Annotated in this window: 16 protein-coding genes; all 16 read right to left on the minus strand. The window is 37.9% G+C overall.

All coding sequences use genetic code 11. The features are described 5' to 3' along the window. Position 1: 1 nt before the first annotated feature. The 16 genes from rny to AAFN87_RS08420 all read right to left on the minus strand — a co-directional run bounded on the left by rny (position 2) and on the right by AAFN87_RS08420 (position 19,075). Positions 2-1,558: a ribonuclease Y gene (rny, locus tag AAFN87_RS08345; protein WP_347790583.1), complete on the minus strand. Its 1,557-nt coding sequence runs from the start codon at positions 1,556-1,558 to the stop codon at positions 2-4. Between the two features lie 296 nt (positions 1,559-1,854). Continuing rightward, the gene (recA, locus tag AAFN87_RS08350) at positions 1,855-2,919 is read right to left on the minus strand and encodes a recombinase RecA (protein ID WP_347790584.1); all 1,065 of its coding nucleotides are present in this window, start codon (positions 2,917-2,919) and stop codon (positions 1,855-1,857) included. A 147-nt stretch (positions 2,920-3,066) separates the two neighbouring features. Continuing rightward, on the minus strand, positions 3,067-4,311 hold the full coding sequence (locus AAFN87_RS08355; RefSeq protein WP_347790585.1) for a competence/damage-inducible protein A: 1,245 nt from the start codon (positions 4,309-4,311) through the stop codon (positions 3,067-3,069). Between the two features lie 15 nt (positions 4,312-4,326). Continuing rightward, on the minus strand, positions 4,327-4,905 hold the full coding sequence (gene pgsA / locus AAFN87_RS08360) for a CDP-diacylglycerol--glycerol-3-phosphate 3-phosphatidyltransferase (protein WP_347790586.1): 579 nt from the start codon (positions 4,903-4,905) through the stop codon (positions 4,327-4,329). Between the two features lie 186 nt (positions 4,906-5,091). After that, positions 5,092-5,964 (minus strand): helix-turn-helix domain-containing protein, encoded by an 873-nt coding sequence (locus tag AAFN87_RS08365; protein WP_481886459.1) that lies wholly within the window; start codon positions 5,962-5,964, stop codon positions 5,092-5,094. A gap of 18 nt (positions 5,965-5,982) precedes the next feature. Continuing rightward, positions 5,983-6,777, minus strand: a complete 795-nt coding sequence (locus AAFN87_RS08370) for a DUF3388 domain-containing protein (protein ID WP_347790588.1) — start codon at positions 6,775-6,777, stop codon at positions 5,983-5,985. A 359-nt stretch (positions 6,778-7,136) separates the two neighbouring features. Beyond that, positions 7,137-7,394 carry a DUF3243 domain-containing protein gene (locus AAFN87_RS08375; protein WP_347790589.1) on the minus strand — a complete coding sequence of 86 codons (258 nt, stop codon included), beginning with the start codon at positions 7,392-7,394 and terminating at the stop codon, positions 7,137-7,139. 45 nt (positions 7,395-7,439) lie between these two features. Further along, positions 7,440-8,162 (minus strand): elongation factor P 5-aminopentanone reductase, encoded by a 723-nt coding sequence (gene ymfI, locus AAFN87_RS08380; protein ID WP_347790590.1) that lies wholly within the window; start codon positions 8,160-8,162, stop codon positions 7,440-7,442. Continuing rightward, on the minus strand, positions 8,162-9,460 hold the full coding sequence (gene yfmH / locus AAFN87_RS08385) for an EF-P 5-aminopentanol modification-associated protein YfmH (RefSeq protein ID WP_347790591.1): 1,299 nt from the start codon (positions 9,458-9,460) through the stop codon (positions 8,162-8,164). Before yfmH ends, ymfI begins: the two co-directional genes overlap by 1 nt. Positions 9,461-9,463: 3 nt before the next feature. Further along, positions 9,464-10,726, minus strand: a complete 1,263-nt coding sequence (gene yfmF / locus AAFN87_RS08390; protein ID WP_347790592.1) for an EF-P 5-aminopentanol modification-associated protein YfmF — start codon at positions 10,724-10,726, stop codon at positions 9,464-9,466. Between the two features lie 184 nt (positions 10,727-10,910). Beyond that, positions 10,911-11,873, minus strand: a complete 963-nt coding sequence (locus AAFN87_RS08395) for an ABC transporter permease (protein ID WP_347790593.1) — start codon at positions 11,871-11,873, stop codon at positions 10,911-10,913. 1 nt (position 11,874) lies between these two features. Beyond that, the gene (locus AAFN87_RS08400) at positions 11,875-12,921 is read right to left on the minus strand and encodes an ABC transporter permease (protein ID WP_347790594.1); all 1,047 of its coding nucleotides are present in this window, start codon (positions 12,919-12,921) and stop codon (positions 11,875-11,877) included. Beyond that, positions 12,914-14,461, minus strand: coding sequence for an ABC transporter ATP-binding protein (locus AAFN87_RS08405; protein WP_347790595.1), 1,548 nt, complete (start codon positions 14,459-14,461; stop codon positions 12,914-12,916). Before AAFN87_RS08405 ends, AAFN87_RS08400 begins: the two co-directional genes overlap by 8 nt. 330 nt (positions 14,462-14,791) lie before the next feature. After that, positions 14,792-15,877, minus strand: a complete 1,086-nt coding sequence (locus tag AAFN87_RS08410) for a BMP family lipoprotein (RefSeq protein ID WP_347790596.1) — start codon at positions 15,875-15,877, stop codon at positions 14,792-14,794. Between the two features lie 51 nt (positions 15,878-15,928). After that, positions 15,929-16,657: a GntR family transcriptional regulator gene (locus AAFN87_RS08415; protein ID WP_347790597.1), complete on the minus strand. Its 729-nt coding sequence runs from the start codon at positions 16,655-16,657 to the stop codon at positions 15,929-15,931. A 192-nt stretch (positions 16,658-16,849) separates the two neighbouring features. Further along, positions 16,850-19,075 carry an FtsK/SpoIIIE family DNA translocase gene (locus AAFN87_RS08420; protein ID WP_347790598.1) on the minus strand — a complete coding sequence of 742 codons (2,226 nt, stop codon included), beginning with the start codon at positions 19,073-19,075 and terminating at the stop codon, positions 16,850-16,852. Positions 19,076-19,151 lie beyond the last annotated feature (76 nt).

Raw genomic sequence — 19,151 nt, forward strand, 5'->3', positions numbered from 1 at the left:
ATTATTTTGCATATTCAACTACTCGTGTTTCACGAATAACAGTTACCTTAATGTGACCTGGGTAGTCTAGTTCTTCCTCTATACGCTTTCGAATATCGCGTGCAAGACGGTGTGAGGCAAGATCGTCAATTTTGTCAGGTTGTACAATTATTCGTATTTCACGACCGGCTTGAATTGCAAATGATTTTTCAACGCCATCATAGCTTTCTGAAATTTCTTCTAGCTTTTCTAGGCGACGAATGTAATTTTCTAGTGTTTCGCTACGAGCACCTGGTCGGGCAGCTGACAAAGCATCCGCTGCTGCAACAAGTACTGCGATAACTGATGTCGCTTCAGTATCTCCATGGTGAGATGCGATACTATTAATAACAACTGGATGTTCTTTATATTTCGTTGCAAGCTCGACACCAATCTCAACGTGGCTTCCTTCCACTTCATGATCAATTGCTTTTCCGATATCGTGTAGAAGACCTGCGCGTTTGGCAAGTGTTACGTCTTCTCCAAGCTCTGCTGCAAGTAATCCTGCAAGATGTGCCACCTCGATTGAATGTTTAAGCACATTTTGACCATAACTTGTACGATATTTCATGCGACCTAAAATTTTCATTAAGTCAGGATGTAGATTGTGAATACCTACTTCGAAAATCGTTTGCTCACCTGTTTCGCGAATTTGTTCATCTACTTCACGGCGAGACTTTTCAACCATTTCCTCGATACGTGCTGGATGGATACGGCCATCTTGTACTAATTTTTCAAGTGCAAGACGTGCTGTTTCACGACGGATCGGATCAAAACCTGATAAAATTACTGCTTCTGGCGTATCATCGATAATTAAGTCAATACCTGTTAGCGTTTCAAGGGTACGGATATTACGGCCTTCACGTCCGATAATACGCCCTTTCATTTCGTCATTAGGTAAGTTTACGACTGATACAGTCGTTTCTGCAACGTGGTCTGCTGCGAAGCGTTGTAGTGCAAGGGATAAAATTTCACGCGCTTTTTTATCAGATTCTTCTTTCGCACGTGTTTCAGATTCCTTCGTCATAACAGCAATATCAGTAGCTAATTCTTTTTCTACTTCACTTAAGATGATCATTTTTGCTTCATCTCTTGTTAAAGCGGAAATACGTTCTAACTCCGTTTTTTGTGCTGCTACGAGCTCGTCCACTTTGCTTTCCATCTGTTCAATATGCTGTTGTCTGTCAGATAGAGCTTCTTCCTTACGCTCTAAGCCGGCTTCTCTCTTATTTAGAGCATCATCCTTGCGGTCAAGATTTTCTTCTCTTTGCAATAAACGGTTCTCTTGTTTTTGAAGTTCAAAACGACGGTCACGAATGTCATTTTCAGCTTCAGTTCGAAATTTGTGAGTTTCATCTTTTGCTTCCAGTAGTGCTTCTTTTTTCAATGCATCCGCTTCACGTTTCGCTTCTTCAACGATTGCTTGTGCAGTATGCGTAGCACCAGTGATTTTTGAGTCATTCACTTTTTTCATGTAGATATAGCTAACAGCGGCACCAACGATGAGTGCAAACAAAGCGGAGATGATAATTCCTTCCATATAAACACCTCCAATTGCTATAATCGTGTCATTTTTAATGGGTCAAATGAAGCTATTTAGTTGACCTATTTCATTTCAAAATTTAGAAATTATACATGTTTAATTGTATAGTTCTGTTATTGCTCTGTCAAGGATAGCCACTATGTGCAACATACTACCAATCATTCATTTAGAGCCTTCTATTTCAGTATAGGGAAATGTATGTATTTCTAACCCTTTTTTCCATTTTAGTTCAAAAAAGAGTGCAGACAAAGTTATTTTTGACTTTGTCTACACTCTGACAGGCAACTCAATTTTTATTTTTCATCTAATAATAAAGCTAATTCTTCATCCATTTCATCTTCGTCATCATGACCACCGATCGTGTAATTCGCTGCTGCAATGCCATATGATTGACGAATTTTACCAGCGATTTCTTCACGTACTGTTGGATTTTCTTTAAGGAATTGCTTTGCGTTTTCTCTACCTTGACCTAAACGCTCATCGCCGTATGCATACCAAGAGCCGCTTTTTTGCACGATATCTAGTTCTACACCTAAGTCGACGATTTCTCCTTCTTTCGAAATACCTTCCCCGTACATAATATCTACTTCAGCTGTACGGAATGGAGGAGCAACTTTATTTTTTACAATTTTAATTTTTGTTTTGTTACCTAAAATGTCGTTACCTTGCTTAAGTGCTTCTGCACGACGAACTTCTAATCGGACTGAAGAATAGAATTTAAGTGCACGACCACCTGGTGTCGTTTCTGGGTTACCGAACATAACACCAATTTTTTCACGAATTTGGTTAATGAAAATCGCTAATGTTTTTGATTTATTAATTGCTCCAGATAATTTACGCAATGCTTGAGACATTAAACGCGCTTGTAAACCTACGTGCGAGTCACCCATCTCACCTTCGATTTCGGCTTTTGGTACTAATGCCGCTACAGAGTCAATGACTAAAATATCGATTGCGCCACTACGTACTAATGCTTCAGCAATTTCAAGAGCTTGTTCCCCTGTATCTGGCTGAGAAAGTAGTAATTCGTCAATATTTACACCTAATTTTTTTGCGTATACTGGATCAAGTGCATGCTCTGCGTCAATGAATGCAGCTTGACCTCCGTTTGCTTGTACTTCTGCAATGGCATGAAGTGCTACTGTTGTTTTACCTGAAGACTCTGGCCCGTATATTTCGATAATACGACCACGAGGATATCCACCTATCCCTAGTGCTGCATCAAGTGCTAATGAACCACTTGATGATGTTGAAATTTGGTGATCTGTTGTTTCACCAAGCTTCATAATAGAACCTTTACCGAATTGCTTTTCAATTTGTTTTAACGCCATATCTAAGGCTGCTTTACGATCACTCACTTAATTTCCTCCTCTAGAAAACGTCTGTTTTATTTATAACACTACTATACTTGTTCTTTGAGAAAAATACAAGAAAAAAGCGAACGTATTTTCGATTTTAGGCCAAAATAAAAATTTGAGCCTTTTTATTAGCTCAAATTTTCATTTTCAATATTTTTCTTTTAATAAACGAATTAAATAACTACAAGTGAATTTTACTGCCCGTAAACGATTCGTATTGCGCATGCCCGATAGCTGAAGCTTGTAAGTTTCAATATCGCGCCCTTCAATGCTAATTCCGATCCAAATTGTACCTGCTGGCTGATCGCCATGTGCATCGGGTCCAGCTGCACCAGTTAAGCCGATACCAATGTTAGTCCCGAATTTCACACGGACATGCTCCGCCATTGCAGCCGCGCATTCACTACTTACAACACCGTACTGCTCAATCAACATTGGCTCAATACCGAGTTGTTTAATTTTTGCATCTACAGTATATGTCACAACGCCGCCCACTAAAGCGCCACTAACACCAGGTATTTCTGCAAGTTCTGATAGAAACAATCCTGCAGTTAAGCTTTCCGCTGCCGCAATCGTACAATTTTTTTCAAGTAATGTTTCAACAGTTTTTGAAGCGAGCGAATCATCATTCACTCCGTACTGGAAGTCACCAACAATCGCTTGAATCTCTGCAGTTTTTGCCTCAATTAAAGTCCGAGCTTCTGCTTCACTAGCTGCTTTGGCAGTAACTCGAAGCGTCACTTCACCATCTGATGCAAGTGGCGCAACAGTTGGATTCGTTTGCGAGTCTAATATATCTTGTATTGCAACCTCTAACTCAGCCTCACCTATACCGTAAAAGCGAAGCACATGCGATAAAATAATTGCACCATCATTTAATCTAGCTGCTAGCTTTGGTTTCGCTTCAAATTGAAACATTGGTTCAAGCTCTTTCGGCGGTCCAGGTAATAATATATACGTTTTGCCGTCTTTCTCAAACATCATCCCTGGTGCCATACCGTGATGATTCGCTAGCACATCACACCCTGCTAAAACGAGCGCTTGCTTCTTATTATTTTCAGTCATGACACGACCACGCTTAGCAAAAAATGCCTCAATATATGTTAGAGCTGTTTCATCAAATGTAAGGTCGACACCTAGATGACGGGCAATCGTTTCTTTCGTTAAATCATCTTTTGTAGGACCTAGCCCACCTGAAAAAATAATTAAATCCGCACGCGATTCAGCAGTTTTAATAACATCCTCAAGACGCCCTGCATTATCACCAACAACGGTATGATAAAATACATTAATACCTAGCTCTGACAATTGATTGGAAATAAACTTGGCATTTGTATTAACAATTTGTCCAAGTAATAACTCAGAGCCAACTGCAATTATTTCAGCATTCATGAAAAGACCCCTCTTTTACTTTGAATCAAGCAATACACGACGGTTTAAATAGAAATAATCCCATCCAGACCAAACCGTAAAGAATAAAGCAACATATAAAGTAATCATATCAAACGGAATACCGATAAGTTCGAAAATAGTATTGTGTAAAAGCAAGGCTGAAATGGCAATAATTTGTGCCCATGTTTTAATTTTACCTAATTGATTTGCTGCAACTACTTCACCTTCACCCGCTAAAATAAGGCGTAAACCCGTTACCGCAAACTCACGACTAATAATAAGAATAACGATCCAAGCAGGTGCTAATTTTAGCTCCACTAACAATATAAGTGCTGCTGATACGAGTAATTTGTCTGCAAGTGGATCTAAAAACTTACCGAAATTTGTAACTAAATTATATTTGCGTGCATAATACCCGTCTACCCAGTCCGTTACGGAAGCAATAATAAAAATTAGCGCTCCAACAAAGTGATTAACCGGCATTTCCGCACCGAAAAGCTCCATTGTTCCCCAACCAAAATCAAACATAATTACAATCACAAAAAATGGAATTAAACAAATACGAGAGACTGTAATCTTATTTGGAATATTCATTTGTAAACACCTTTCATAAAAGAATTGCATTTTCATGCACTCTTCACCTTACTATCTAAACGCAGCGACGATAAGGTATTAAAGCTGCCGGATACACTATTTGCAAAAATATCCGACACGAATGCCTTAACAATTCTTTATTTTAAAAATAATTATTTTCTAAAGAAAGTAGCCATCAATTGATGACTACTCTTCCTTTGCTAATTTCAATACAATATTTTGTACAACAACGTTTTGTGCGTATTGAAGCTCTTCACCATTGACGAACACTTTTGCTACTTGTGAATTACCAAGGCGAATGCGAGCATAACCGTTTGCTGTTGAGTCATGCTCGACAACATCTCCAGCACTATACGCTTTTGCCTCTACTTGCTCATCGCCTTTTTCATTACGAATACCTACCCAAGTAGGGCCTGCTACTTCAACGCGAATGTTTAAAGTATCTGTACCTGTCACATCAAAAATCGTCGTTTCACCATCTGGTTGTATTTGACCTGCGCTAATTTCTTGTTTCGCTTCTACGACAGGTTCTTCTTTTTCAGGCTCTTCTTCATCATCTACCGTTACGTCGTTGTTATTTCCTTCATTTAATGGCTCTTTTTGTGTTTTATCGTATTGAATTACTGATGTAGTGTCATCCACTTCATCTGGTGAATTTTTAGCCTTTTGTAAATATAAGGTCCAAATTACGATAATAATAACAATGATAAATAATGCAACGATTATTTTAGGCATCATTTCCATCATTCTGTTGGATGAGCTAGACGCCAATTTACGTCGGCTCGGGCTTTGCGTATACGATTGTGCTACCTCATCTGTTTGTGTACCCGGAACATCTTGCTTATAATTCGCTAAAATTTCATCTGCATCTAGTCCTACTGCTTCTGCATACTGTTTAATAAACGCACGCACGTAGAATGAGCCAGGCATAATTGAATAATTTCCTTCTTCAATTCCAACTAAATAACGCTTTTGAATTTTCGTTATTTCTTGTAAATCATCAAGGCTAAATCCTTTAGCCAATCTCGCTTCTTTAAGGCGAGCTCCTAGTTCTGTCAACAATAACACCTACTTTTATTAAAAATTAAATCCGCCAAAACTACCTAGGTTTGAGCTTGACATCATATTATTATTCTCAATGATTTCATATGTGATTTCTTCATCGGGATGATTGCGAAGTTCAATGATGTAATCAAAATCTTCAATCTTGTATTCTGAGTGCTGCACAAAAATATCTGGGTGCTCAATAACTTTAATTGTTGGCATACGCATCATCTCCCGCACAAGCTGTTGATGCCTTTCATCCGTCGCTCTGCGTGTAACGACTCCATCTAATATAAATATATTATTGCCGTTAAATTCATCGCCAATTAAAGTATTTCGAATCGTTTGCTTGATCATAGTCGAGGAAATAAAAATCCATTTCTTGTTTGCACAAACGCTTGAAGCTACGATTGATTCGGTTTTGCCAACTCGTGGCATTCCCCTTATCCCAATTAGTTTATGACCATCCTTTTTAAATAATTCCGCCATAAAATCCACTAAAATACCTAGCTCATCTCGTACAAAACGGAATGTATTTTTTTCATCTGCATCACGCGGAATGTAATGTCCGTGTCGCACAGCTAAGCGGTCACGTAATTTTGGTTCACGGAATCTCGTAACGTTAATATTATCCATTGTAGACACAACCGAAATAAAGCGTTGAATCGACTCTTCATTTTCTGCATGTAATAGCATTCCTCGCCGTTCTTCAGAAACTCCGTTAATTGATACAATATTCACACGCAGCATTCCAAGAAGTGAAGCAATATCTCCTAACAAACCCGGACGATTTACTTGAATCTCGTACTCAAAATACCATTCACTCATCGAATCTCGTCCCCTTCACTATAGAAACGTAAAAATAACTTTATAAGTTCCATCATAGCCGATTTTATAACGTATGAAAAGTTCGAAACCGTGCTTTTCTACTATATTTATTTATTTTGCATAATTTTATTTAAAAGGATATTTTTTTTTCATAAATTATTCGGCTTTCACATAATCAGGATTGGTTTTACTTCCTTTTTTTCAATAATCCCCCTCGAACTTCTGGTGGTGGGATGCTTTTTTCGTCTTGTATTTATATTCATTCTAAAAGAAAAAAGAAAAAAGACTGTAGGCAAACTCTCAAAATTCTTTGAGTTTGTCTACAGTCTAAGCCGCTCTAAATTTGGGCGACTTTCTAATTACTGTACATGCTTGTTTTCCACTAGTTTAATAATACAGCTCGCTAGTGCTTTTTTTTCATCTGATGAAGCAACTGTCCATAAATCAGACAGTACACGCTCTTGTTCATTTTTCGGATCAACATTTTCTGATAAGTAGTTGCCAATTTGGACAGCTGCTTTTTCAATCATTTTATTTGGTATACCGCTTTCTTTTGCACCTTCTACTTGCTCCCCTAAAAATGATGTCCACTGTTTCCAGTTTTCCATGATTCCCATAGCAATCGCCTCCTTTGTAAAAATAGCATGTGCAAAAAGGCAAAATTATATGTACCATCCACCGTTTAAATGAATGATTTGTCCTGTTACATAATCTGCTTTGCCACTCAAATAAAAGGCACACATATTTGCAACATCTTCTACTTTACCGAGTCTTTGCAACGGGATATCTTCGATAATTCGTTGCCGATCCTCATATTCAATATGATCGTTCATTACTGTATCAATGAAACCTGGAGCAATCGCATTAACACGAATCCCATTATAAGCGACCTCTTGCGCATACGCTTTAATAAAGCTATGCTGAGCTCCTTTAACAGCTGAATAAACAACTTCACCTGCAGCTCCGGCCGAACCCCAAATAGAGCCTATAAATAGGACATAGCTCACTTCATTAGCGCGAAGTTTTGATGCAATTTGTTGCAAAATAGTCATAGGCGTTTGCATATGAACTTGCCATAGCGTATTAATTTGCTTATATGAAGTATCTTCCAGAAGACCATAATATGCTTGCCCATTAGCAAATACAATTGCTTGTAATGAAAAGAGCTGCGACGCGAGATGCGTCGCAGCTTCCATCTCTGTAAAATCAGCGTGCACAGGGATAAATTCCTGCTCAGGATAGTCATTAGCTAACTTGGATGCTAACTCATTAATCGGTGTTTTACAATAATGCATATACAGAGACCAACCTTGCAATGCTAGCTCGCTACAAATGGCTGACCCAATTGCTCCTGAGGCACCGCAAATCAATGCAAATTTTTTCATTACACGCGCTCACTCACTGGCAACACTGTAAAAACTGTTTGCTGTTCTTCACCTTGAAGTGTTTTAAATGCCTCCGCAATGTCTGCCACTGTTAATGTTTCAAGTATAGGTACTGCATCAAATAAATTCATATCGTTAAATTTATAACGGGTAAACTGATTAGCAATAAATTCGATCGAGTTCAATGCACGTAAGAAGAAACCAATTTTTTTACGTTTAATACGCTCCACATCTTCGGTTGTAAATAAGACATTTTGTTCTGCTTTCGCTAATTGCTCTTTAATGGCTGCAATTAGCGCCTGTGGATTTGTAGTGTCAGAGCCTATTAAGGAAAACCCATAGCCTTTTTCAAGCGAAAAATCATAGCTATAAGATTCATCAATTAAGCCTTCCTCGTAAATATGTGTATAAAAATCTGATGCACGGCCAAATAAGCATTCTAAACCAATTTGTACGGCTAATTCGTGTTTTAACATTGCCTCACCAGATAAATCAGTTTCCTTCGCTTTTAGGCCAATATACACTTTTGGTTTTTGAACATCCATATGCAGCACACTTTCTTTAGTAGCTACGCCAGTTGGCTCTTTATCAAATAAGCGTGTTAACGGTGTAGGCTCAGGGAAAGATTTGTTATTTTGATTGTTTTCAATAAATGTCATCATTTCTTTTGGATCTACTGCACCAATAACAAATAGTAGCATATTGGATGGGTGGTAAAATGTATTGTAACAAGTATACAAGTGCTCCGCAGTAATGCCATCAATCGATTCAATCGTACCTGCGATATCAATTTTCACAGGATGATTATGGTACATATTTTCAATTGCCCCAAAATACAGACGCCAATCAGGCAAGTCATCATACATCGTAATTTCTTGTCCGATAATACCCTTTTCTTTATTTACTGTTTCTTCAGTGAAATAAGGCTCTTGTACAAAGTTTAATAATGTTTCGGTGCTTTTATAAATATGGTCTGTCGCAGAAAATAAATAGGATGTTCTATTAAATGATGTAAACGCATTTGCTTGTGCACCAACCTCACTGAACTTTTGGAACACATCGCCATCTTCTTTTTCAAACATTTTATGCTCTAAAAAATGGGCAATGCCATCTGGAACTATAATCGCCTCTGTTTCTCCAATCGGTACGAATGAACGATCAATTGACCCATACTTTGTTGTAAATGTTACAAATGTTTTGGAAAACCCTTTTTTCGGTAAAATATAAACGTCTAAACCATTTTTAAGCTGTTTATAATAAAGTGTTTCATCTAGTTGTTTAAATTCAATTGTTTTCATTTTTTAGTCCTCCTTGCCGCACAAGAAATAAATCGCTTCTCGTTTAATTTGCGAAGCCATTTTCTGTACATCCTCTTTCGTCACATTTTGCCAACGTGCTGTCCAAGTAGCAATAGAGAATTCTTCGTCTAAATCTTTGTATTGGTCGTATATTTCTATTTGACCACGTGGCGAATCAAGTGCTTCTTTTAATTGGTTTATTAACATCGCTTTTGTTTGTGTTAATTCTAAATCTGAAATTTCACCGTTTTGTATCGACACAAGCTGCTCGTCAATTACATCTATCGCTTTTTTCTCGTTTACAGGTTCAATACCCGAAATGACAAAAACAAGTCCGTAATGTGAAGCATATGAGCTTGATGCATAATAGGCTAAGCTTTCTCGCTCACGAACATTCATAAATAATTTGGAGTGAGCATAGCCGCCAAATACACCATTAAAAATTTGCATTTTCGAAAAATCTGCGTCACCAAAATAAACAGGTGTGCTATAACCAATATGCAATTTGCCTTGCTTCATTTCTTGTTGTTCTTTCGTATATTCCTGTACTGGCTCTTCGGAAATTATTTTTTCTTGTTTAGCAAAACCTTGTCGATCTCCAAATGGCAATGCAGCGCGTAATTTTTCAATTATCTCTTTCTCATCTATATCCCCAACGACATAAATATCAATTACGTCGTTTGCTAACATACTTTGATAGGCTTCCATCAATGATGTAGGGGTAACCGCTGCAACTGTATCAAGGGTACCGTTTGCTGATATTGATGCAGGATGATTTGGGCGCATAATTTGAGTTAATCGTTGTTGCGCTAAACGTGATTTATCATCAAAAATTGAATGAATACGTTGTAACACCATTTCTTTTTCTCGCTCAACAATTGCCGGAACGAAAACACCATTTTCTACATTCGGTTTGAAAATAGCCGTATGTAAAAGCGCCAACACTTCATTTAGTACATTACCATGCGCTAAATATTGGTCATTTACGGTTTCAACATTCATTAATACAGTATGCTCATTGCCACGCTTTGACGTATCAAAATATAAAACCGTACCAAATAAATCATCTAAGTAGCTACGGTATACAGCCGATGTTTTATATTTTTCGTTACTATGTTGTAAAACATTTGACAATACTGTTCGCTCTGCTGCATCTTGTGCTGTTAATGGCTTTCTCCATTTGATTGAGAAATTTACCGTTTTGAATTGGGTCGTTTGCCGAATGTGGAGCGAAACATTTTTCGCTAATTGTGTCGTTGAAAACAAAAAAATACCTCCCTAGATTGCCTAAATAATACATCTCTTCTCTACTATACATGCGAAGGTTATAGTTATGCAAAGTTAGTATGGTGTTTTTTGCAACAAAACATCCCTTTGAATAATTTTTTTCGTTTTTTAATATGAAAAAAGCTGTAACAAACGGTATGTTCGTCTGTTACAGCTAGAAAAATTATCGTTTACCTTTAATATACGGTTGACCAGACGCTTTTGGTGCGTTTGCTTTACCGATAAACCCTGCTAGCGCAAAGATTGTTATTACGTAAGGTAAAATTGTTAAAAATACTGGCGGTATGTCCTGAATGTACTTAATTGAACCACCCGCGATTGATAGTGCTTGCGCTAAACCGAAGAATAATGCTGCTCCCATCGCACCAATTGGATGCCACTTACCAAATATCATAGCAGCAATTGCCATGAAACCTTGACCGTTAATTGTCGCGTGACCGAAGTCGCCAGTAATTGTTTGTGCATAGACGGCACCACCAATACCTGCTAAACCTCCAGAAATCATCACTGCGATATAACGCATTTTTGTAACGTTAATACCCATAGTATCAGCGGCCATTGGATGTTCCCCAACTGCACGCAAACGTAAACCGAATGGTGTTTTATAAATAACGAACCATGCTAATATAGCAACAGCAATAGCTAAAATCGAAGTGCCATAAATATCTTGGAAGAACAATGGCCCAATAAATGGAATGTCAGAAAGGAAGGGTACATCAAAACGTGGGAAACGTTCTGAAATAAAATCTGTTTGACCTTTCCCGTCAAATAACATTTTTACAGAAAATAGTGCCACAGCGATACCAAGTAAGTTTAGTGCAACCCCTGTTACTGTTTGGTCAGCACGGAATGAAATTGCTGCAACTGCCAGTAATAGTGAGAAAATCGCACCTATTACCATTGCCGCAATAAGTGCTGCCCACGGTGTAAAGTTACCAAGTACATCGAATGTAAATAAGTTAAAAACAATCCCTACGAAAGCACCAATAACCATGATGCCTTCTATTCCTATGTTTACAACACCTGAACGCTCAGAGAATACGCCACCAATTGCAGCAAAAATAAGCGGTGCTGCGTAGAATATAGCAGAAGGGACGATGAAATATAATACTTCTAAAAAGCTCATATTATTTGCCCTCCTTAGTCTTTTTAAATTTTTCTAATGCAATACGAATTACGTAACCAGAAGCTACGAAGAAAATAATTAATGCGATAATAATCGATACGATTTCTGTTGGGATATCTGCTGCGTTTGGCATATTTAAAGCACCAAATTTTAAAGAACCGAATAATGATGCACCAAATAGAACCCCTAAAGGCGTGTTTGCACCAAGTAACGCTACCGCAATCCCGTCAAATCCAATACCAGTAAAACCACCTTTAATAGATACATAGCCGAATGTACCTAGCGCTTCCATCGCACCACCAAGACCTGCAAATATACCGGAAATTGTCATCGCTAAAATGATGTTTTTATTTACGTTCATTCCTGCGTATTCAGCAGCATTTTTATTAAAACCAACTGCTTTTAGCTCGAAGCCGCGCGTTGTACGTTCTAATAAAAACCACATAACGAATACCATCATAAGTGCTACAATGATCCCCCAGTGGAGACGCGAATAATCTGTTAAACTTTCTAACCACGGAGAGCGCAGTGAAGCACTTTCTAAAATTTTCTCGGTACGATCCGTTCCAGACCAAAACTTAATTAAAGCGTTCGAAATATGAAGCGCTATATAGTTTAGCATAATCGTTGAGATTACTTCATGCACGCTAAATCTCGCTTTTAGGAAACCAGCGATAAATGCCCAAAATGCCCCTGCAGCAGCTGCAGCAAGTAAAGCAAATGGCAAGTGAATAATTTTTGGTAAGCCTTCAAATGCATAACCAACGTATGCAGCAGCTGTCCACCCCATAATTAACTGACCTTCAACCCCGATGTTGAATAATCCAGTACGGAATGCGAATGCAACCGCAAGACCTGCTAATATATATGGTGTAATTTGGCGAATTGTTTCACCAATTGTATAGACATCTCCAAATATACCATTCCACAATGCGATATATCCATTAACTGGGTCATAACCAGATACGACCATTACTATCGCACCTACGATTAACCCTAAAATAACTGATATTATAGGAACGAGAATATTAATTGCGCGATTACTCATATTTTTCGTCCCCTTCCACTGTCTTAACTTTTTTCGATTGACCAGCCATTAATAAACCGAGTTCTTGCTCAGTCGTTTCTTTTGCATCTAATGTATCAACGATTTGCCCGTCATATATAACAGCAATACGGTCTGACACGTTCATTACTTCATCTAACTCGAACGAAATTAATAACACCGCTTTACCTTTATCACGTTGTTCGATTAAACGGCGGTGAATGAATTCAATCGCACCTACGTCAAGACCACGTGTTGGTAGCGCTGCAATTAATAACTCTGGATTACGATCTACTTCACGACCAATTATTGCTTTTTGTTGGTTACCCCCAGAAAGTGCACGCGCCATTGTTGACTCACCGTGACCTGTACGTACGTCAAACTCTTCAATAATTTGGTTTGCTTTGTTCGAGATTTTTTTATAATCAATAATACCAAATTTAGAAATTGGTTCTTTGTAATACGTTTGTAGTGCAATATTATGTCCAATTGTAAAGTCTAATACTAAGCCGTGTTTATGACGATCTTGCGGAATATGACCAAGACCTGTTTCTGTTATTTGACGTGGCTTTTTATTTGTTACATCTTGTCCATTCATTATTACTTTACCGCTCTTTATTTTGCGTAAACCAGTAATCGCTTCTATTAACTCTGATTGTCCATTACCATCAATTCCTGCGATACCAACAATTTCACCTTTACGTACTGACAAGTTTAAATGCTTAATTTTTTCAATACCACGGTAATCCAGTACTACTAAATCTTGGACATTTAATACTTCATCTTTCGGGTTAGCAGAGCCTTTTTCAGTTTTGAACTCTACTTGGCGACCAACCATTAATTCTGCTAGTTGATCTGGGTTTGTTTCAGCTGTCACAACTGTACCAATGCCTTCCCCTTTTCGAATAATCGTTACTCGGTCAGATACATCCATAATTTCTTTTAATTTATGAGTAATTAAAACTATTGATTTACCTTCTGCAATTAAGCGTCTCATAATTTGAATAAGCTCGTTAATTTCTTGAGGTGTTAATGAAGCTGTCGGTTCGTCAAAAATCAAAATTTCAGCACCACGATAAAGTGTTTTTAAAATTTCAACACGTTGCTGCATCCCTACTGAAATATCTTCAATTTTCGCATGAGGGTCTACATCTAAACCATACTTTTCTGAGAGTGCTTGAATATCTTTTGCTGCATCTTTAATATTCACGATACCAGCTTTTGTCGGTTCGCTCCCTAAAATAATGTTTTCTGTAACAGTAAAGTTATCAACAAGCATAAAGTGTTGGTGAACCATCCCGATTCCTAAATCGTTAGCAACGTTTGGATCTGTTATTTTCACTGCTTTTCCTCGCACTTTTATCTCCCCAGCTTCTGGCTGGTAAAGACCGAATAGTACGTTCATTAAAGTTGATTTACCTGCACCATTTTCACCAAGCAGTGCATGTATTTCACCTTTTTTAAGTTGGAGGGTGATGTTGTTATTTGCTACGAAGCCTCCGAATTCTTTACGGATGCCAAGCATTTCAATCACGAATTCCAATATATTCACTCCCTTAGGTACAATTTAGGTTAGAAAAAAATTAACACATGAAAGATTTTAATGAAAATCTTTCATCTATCAATTTTCATAAATCTTCTAATATTATTAATTTCAATAAATATAAGACAATATCCTGCACAATAATTTAATAAAGCAGTTTGTTAGTATTATAGAATAATAACTACACAAAAAATAAAAAGAACGCTTTCATTTTTCTATTAAATGATGAAATAATATTAATTATCAAACAATATGCTGTCATGACAAAATCATCATAGGAATACTTTGATCCCTATGATGATTTTAATTTTATTTAATTCGAAAAATTTATTATTTCGCTGGTTTTTCTGGTACTACAATTTCACCAGCAGCGATTTTTGCTTTGTATTCTTCAACTGATTTTAATACATCTGCAGGGATAGCACCGCGAGAATCAGCTAATCCTACACCGTTTTCAGCTAACCCATAAACAAGTGTTTCACCACCAGGGAATTTACCTTCTTTAGTACGGTTTGCAATATCGATAACCGCTGTTGATACACCTTTTAGCATAGAAGTAAGGGTTACGTTTTTGTCACCAACTTGACCTTCTGCATATTGGTCAGCGTCTACACCGATTACCCACACGTTTGCATTAGGATCTTTTTCTTTACGCTCTTTCGCTTCTGTAAATACACCGTTACCAGTACCACCAGCTGCATGGAAAATAATATCTACACCAGAAGAGTACATACGGTTAGCAGCTGTTTTACCTAATTCAGCTTTGTCGAATGCTTCTGCATAGTATCTATCGATTACGATATTAGGGTTAGCTGCTTTAGCACCTTCTATAAAACCAGCTTCAAAGCGCTCAATAACTGGGATTTTTTGACCGCCAATAAAGCCGATTTTCCCTGTTTTAGACATTTCAGCAGCTACAACACCAGCTAAGAATGAACCTTCTTGCTCTTTGAACAATACAGATGCTACGTTTGGTGCATCTACAGCAGAGTCGATAATTGCAAGTTTTGCATCTGGTTTTTGGTTTGCAATTTCATGAATCGCATCGTTCATTAAGAAACCTACACCGAATACTAAGTCGAAGTCACGACGTATTAAGCTATTTAAGTTCGTGTTGTAGTCAGCATCTGATTTTGATTGTAGGTAGTCAAAACCGTTGTCACCTTTTTTCAAACCGTTATCAGTACCCCACTTTTGAATACCTTCCCAAGCAGATTGGTTGAAAGATTTGTCATCTACACCACCAACGTCTGTTACCATTGCGATAGTTAAGTTTTCTTCAGTTCCTGTACCTTTATTACCTGTAGTGCCTTTATCAGTTTCTTTAGTACCTTCATCGCTAGTACCACATGCACCTAAAATTGCTCCAGTTGCAACAACAGATGAAATTAATAAACCAAATTTACGTTTTGTCATTAGTGAGTCCCCCTCAAAGGTTTTAGTAATTAGCAGGAAAAATAAAATGTTCTACACCCGTTTTCGTACTACATGGAAGCTGAATTTATCAGCTCTAAAATAGTTCTTTGAATAAAGAACTACTCGGTCATTATCATCGTAATGAAGTTGCTTCAAGACGAGCAATGCTGTTTCAGGACCACAGTTAAGGATCGGTGAAACATGTTCATGGTAGCCTACAGGGTCAATAAATGTGACCGCATACGCTACATGAATAGCACCCGTTTGCTCGAGTGCTGAGAAAATGGATACATCTTGATTACTAACGAATTGTTGCGGTAGATAGCCTGCTGGTACTTTATCAATACAATAAACAACCGGCTCACCATCCGCAGTTCTAACGCGTTCAATTGTGATCACATTGTCATCAATGTCGGTTTGGAAGCGAGTTACATCGTCCTCTGTCGATTTTTCTTCCGTTGCCTTCATAAAAATCGCGCCAGGCTCCATCCCCGCTTGCTCAATCATAGAGGATATACTCGATAATTGCTCTATACCCGAAGTAAATAACGGTTTTGGGTTGACGAACGTACCGACCCCATGGCGGCGGACGATTACATTTTCCTCTTCCAACAGTCGTAAAGCCTCACGTAAAGTGGCACGACTTACTCCAAGTGATTTTGATAATTCAAATTCTGAAGGTAGTTTTTCATTTTCTTGATAAATACCATTATCAATATCTGATTTTAATCGATCAATCACTTGTAAGTATAAATGACGATGATCTGTCCTAATTGTCATTTATATTCACCACCAACATTAAGAGATCAGACATCTGATGTACAACATTTCTACTAATTCGTTTTCAATATAACATGTTTACTAATCGTTGCAAATAGATTTCTTCAAATCTGTACTGTAATAGATTCTTTTTAGTACTTTTTTGTGAATTTCAATTAAAAAACAGAGATATTGAATAGTCAGACTTTTCCGTTAGTTAATAATACTCGACTTCGTTATTAAAACTTGTCGTGGTCTACTGCCATCAGGAGGTCCGACAACTCCCCGCAGTTCCATTTGGTCTACAATACGAGCAGCTCTTGCATATCCTATACGGAAACGTCTTTGTAGCAAAGAAACCGATGCGCTTTGTTGCTCTACAACGAGCATCACCGCCTCATCGTACAACTCATCAGTTTGTTCCGTAATTTCCTTTACGGGTTCGTCTGTCGGAATCATCGCCTCCTCATATTGAGCTTTCTGCTGTTGTATAACAAAATCAACAACTGCTTCAACTTCTTTGTCTGAAACAAATGCACCTTGCACCCGAACTGGTTTTGAAGCACCCGCTGGTAAGAATAACATATCCCCCCTACCAAGTAACCTTTCCGCTCCGCCCATATCTAATATCGTTCTAGAGTCAATAGACGAAGATACTGCAAACGCAATGCGAGAAGGAATATTTGCTTTAATAATACCCGTTATTACATCAACCGACGGACGCTGAGTGGCAATAATTAAATGAATACCAGCTGCACGTGCCATTTGTGCTAGACGTGTAATCGCATCTTCTACTTCACTTGAAGCAACCATCATTAAATCGGCTAGCTCGTCTACAATGACAACAATATATGGTAGCTTTTGTTGTTGTTCAGTATGCTCTGCATTATGCATGTCAATATGGTCATTATACCCTTCGATATTTCTCGTTCCTGTATGGGAAAATAAATCATATCTACGTTCCATTTCTGAGACGATTTTTTGCAATGCTTGTGCTGCCTTACGTGGATCTGTCACGACAGGTGCTAATAAATGTGGAATGCCGTTATATACTGTCAGCTCAACCATTTTAGGATCAATCATCATCATTCTTACTTCATGCGGTGCAGCACGCATTAAAATCGAAATTATAATGCCATTAATACATACACTTTTTCCGCTCCCTGTAGAACCAGCTACGAGTAAATGTGGCATTTTATTTAGCTCTGCTAACATTGCTTGTCCTGTTACGTCACGTCCAAAGCTAATTAGAAGCTTGCTTGACGGCTTATTTTCCTTCACCTCAAGCACTTCTCGTAAAGTTACAATTGCAATTTCCCCATTTGGTACTTCAATACCGATTGCAGATTTACCTGGGATAGGGGCTTCTAAACGAATGTCCTTTGCTGCAAGTGCAAGTGCGAGATCATCTTGTAAGCTAACAATTTTACTTACTTTAACACCGATATCTGGTAATACTTCATACTTTGTCACTGCTGGCCCTAAATGTACTTGTGTTATCTTTGCCTTTACTCCAAAGCTAAGTAGTGTTTGCTCTAGCTTTTTTGCATTCGCTTGAATAACCGCATATTCACTACTTTGATCATGCATCGGCGGTGAATTAAGTAATTGCACAGCCGGCAATGTATACGGTCCACTTGGCGCTTGCTGTTCTTTTATTATCGTTTCATCTTCCTCCACCTCTTCAAATACTTTATCCTCCCCAATTGGTACTTGAGTAAAGGCTGAGATAATAGGTTCTTGCTCCAATACCGGTAATTCCTCAGTCGCTAGCTCTTCATTATTTACACGCGGCTTTTTAGCACGTGTTTTTTTACTACTTTTCGGTTTAGTTGTGAGCTTTTTTTTCACATCAGGCGTTTTCTCGATAATAAAAGGTACGAGCGCTTTTCCCGTCACTAGTATAATGCCTATAAACAACAAAACCCATGCGGCAATTTTGGTACCTGTTGAATCAAATAAAACATGTAGGGTACTAAATAGCATTGCACCAAGTATTCCGCCTCCAAGTGCTTGACCGCGGTTCGCCACACCTTCCATATCAATTAAAATTCGCCAAGTTTCTCGTAATACCGAATTCGATAATAATGTATTTGCTCCGTGTAATTGCTCGAATAGTAAACTATGGCTAAAAATCGCAAGACTACTAACAATGAGCAAAACACCTATAACAACGCGATTTTTTATCGTTACACCACGTCTTCTCACCATTAGCATCCCAGCGACTAAAACGAGTAAAAACGGGACTACAAAGTGTAAATTCCCAAATAAAAACAATGCAGTTGTTTTAGTTAACCTACCAACAATTCCGTATTCAAAAAATATTATTATAGCGTATGCAATAAATAATATACCGATAATTTCATAGGCGAGTGGATTTAATTCTTTCTTTCCAGTACTTTTTGCTTTCAAAACTTTTCTTTTCCCTTTTACAACCATTTGTACACCTACTTTCCTTTTACACATAGCCTTTCTTATGTGCTAAAAAAAGGATTTCCTTATGCCATAAGGAAAT

The sequence above is a fragment of the Solibacillus sp. CAU 1738 genome, assembly GCF_039888725.1.
Lineage (GTDB): Bacteria > Bacillota > Bacilli > Bacillales_A > Planococcaceae > Metasolibacillus.

Bases quoted from the DNA above. Each gene is read 5' to 3' on its own strand.
- AAFN87_RS08370 (WP_347790588.1), bottom strand. From the start codon at position 6,777: ATGAGTGAATGGTATTTTGAGTACGAGATTCAAGTAAATCGTCCGGGT.
- AAFN87_RS08420 (WP_347790598.1), bottom strand. From the start codon at position 19,075: ATGGTTGTAAAAGGGAAAAGAAAAGTTTTGAAAGCAAAAAGTACTGGA.
- AAFN87_RS08415 (WP_347790597.1), bottom strand. From the start codon at position 16,657: ATGACAATTAGGACAGATCATCGTCATTTATACTTACAAGTGATTGAT.
- pgsA (WP_347790586.1), bottom strand. From the start codon at position 4,905: ATGAATATTCCAAATAAGATTACAGTCTCTCGTATTTGTTTAATTCCA.
- yfmH (WP_347790591.1), bottom strand. From the start codon at position 9,460: ATGAAAACAATTGAATTTAAACAACTAGATGAAACACTTTATTATAAA.
- AAFN87_RS08375 (WP_347790589.1), bottom strand. From the start codon at position 7,394: ATGGGAATCATGGAAAACTGGAAACAGTGGACATCATTTTTAGGGGAG.
- AAFN87_RS08395 (WP_347790593.1), bottom strand. From the start codon at position 11,873: ATGAGCTTTTTAGAAGTATTATATTTCATCGTCCCTTCTGCTATATTC.
- ymfI (WP_347790590.1), bottom strand. From the start codon at position 8,162: ATGAAAAAATTTGCATTGATTTGCGGTGCCTCAGGAGCAATTGGGTCA.
- AAFN87_RS08410 (WP_347790596.1), bottom strand. From the start codon at position 15,877: ATGACAAAACGTAAATTTGGTTTATTAATTTCATCTGTTGTTGCAACT.
- AAFN87_RS08400 (WP_347790594.1), bottom strand. From the start codon at position 12,921: ATGAGTAATCGCGCAATTAATATTCTCGTTCCTATAATATCAGTTATT.
- AAFN87_RS08355 (WP_347790585.1), bottom strand. From the start codon at position 4,311: ATGAATGCTGAAATAATTGCAGTTGGCTCTGAGTTATTACTTGGACAA.
- rny (WP_347790583.1), bottom strand. From the start codon at position 1,558: ATGGAAGGAATTATCATCTCCGCTTTGTTTGCACTCATCGTTGGTGCC.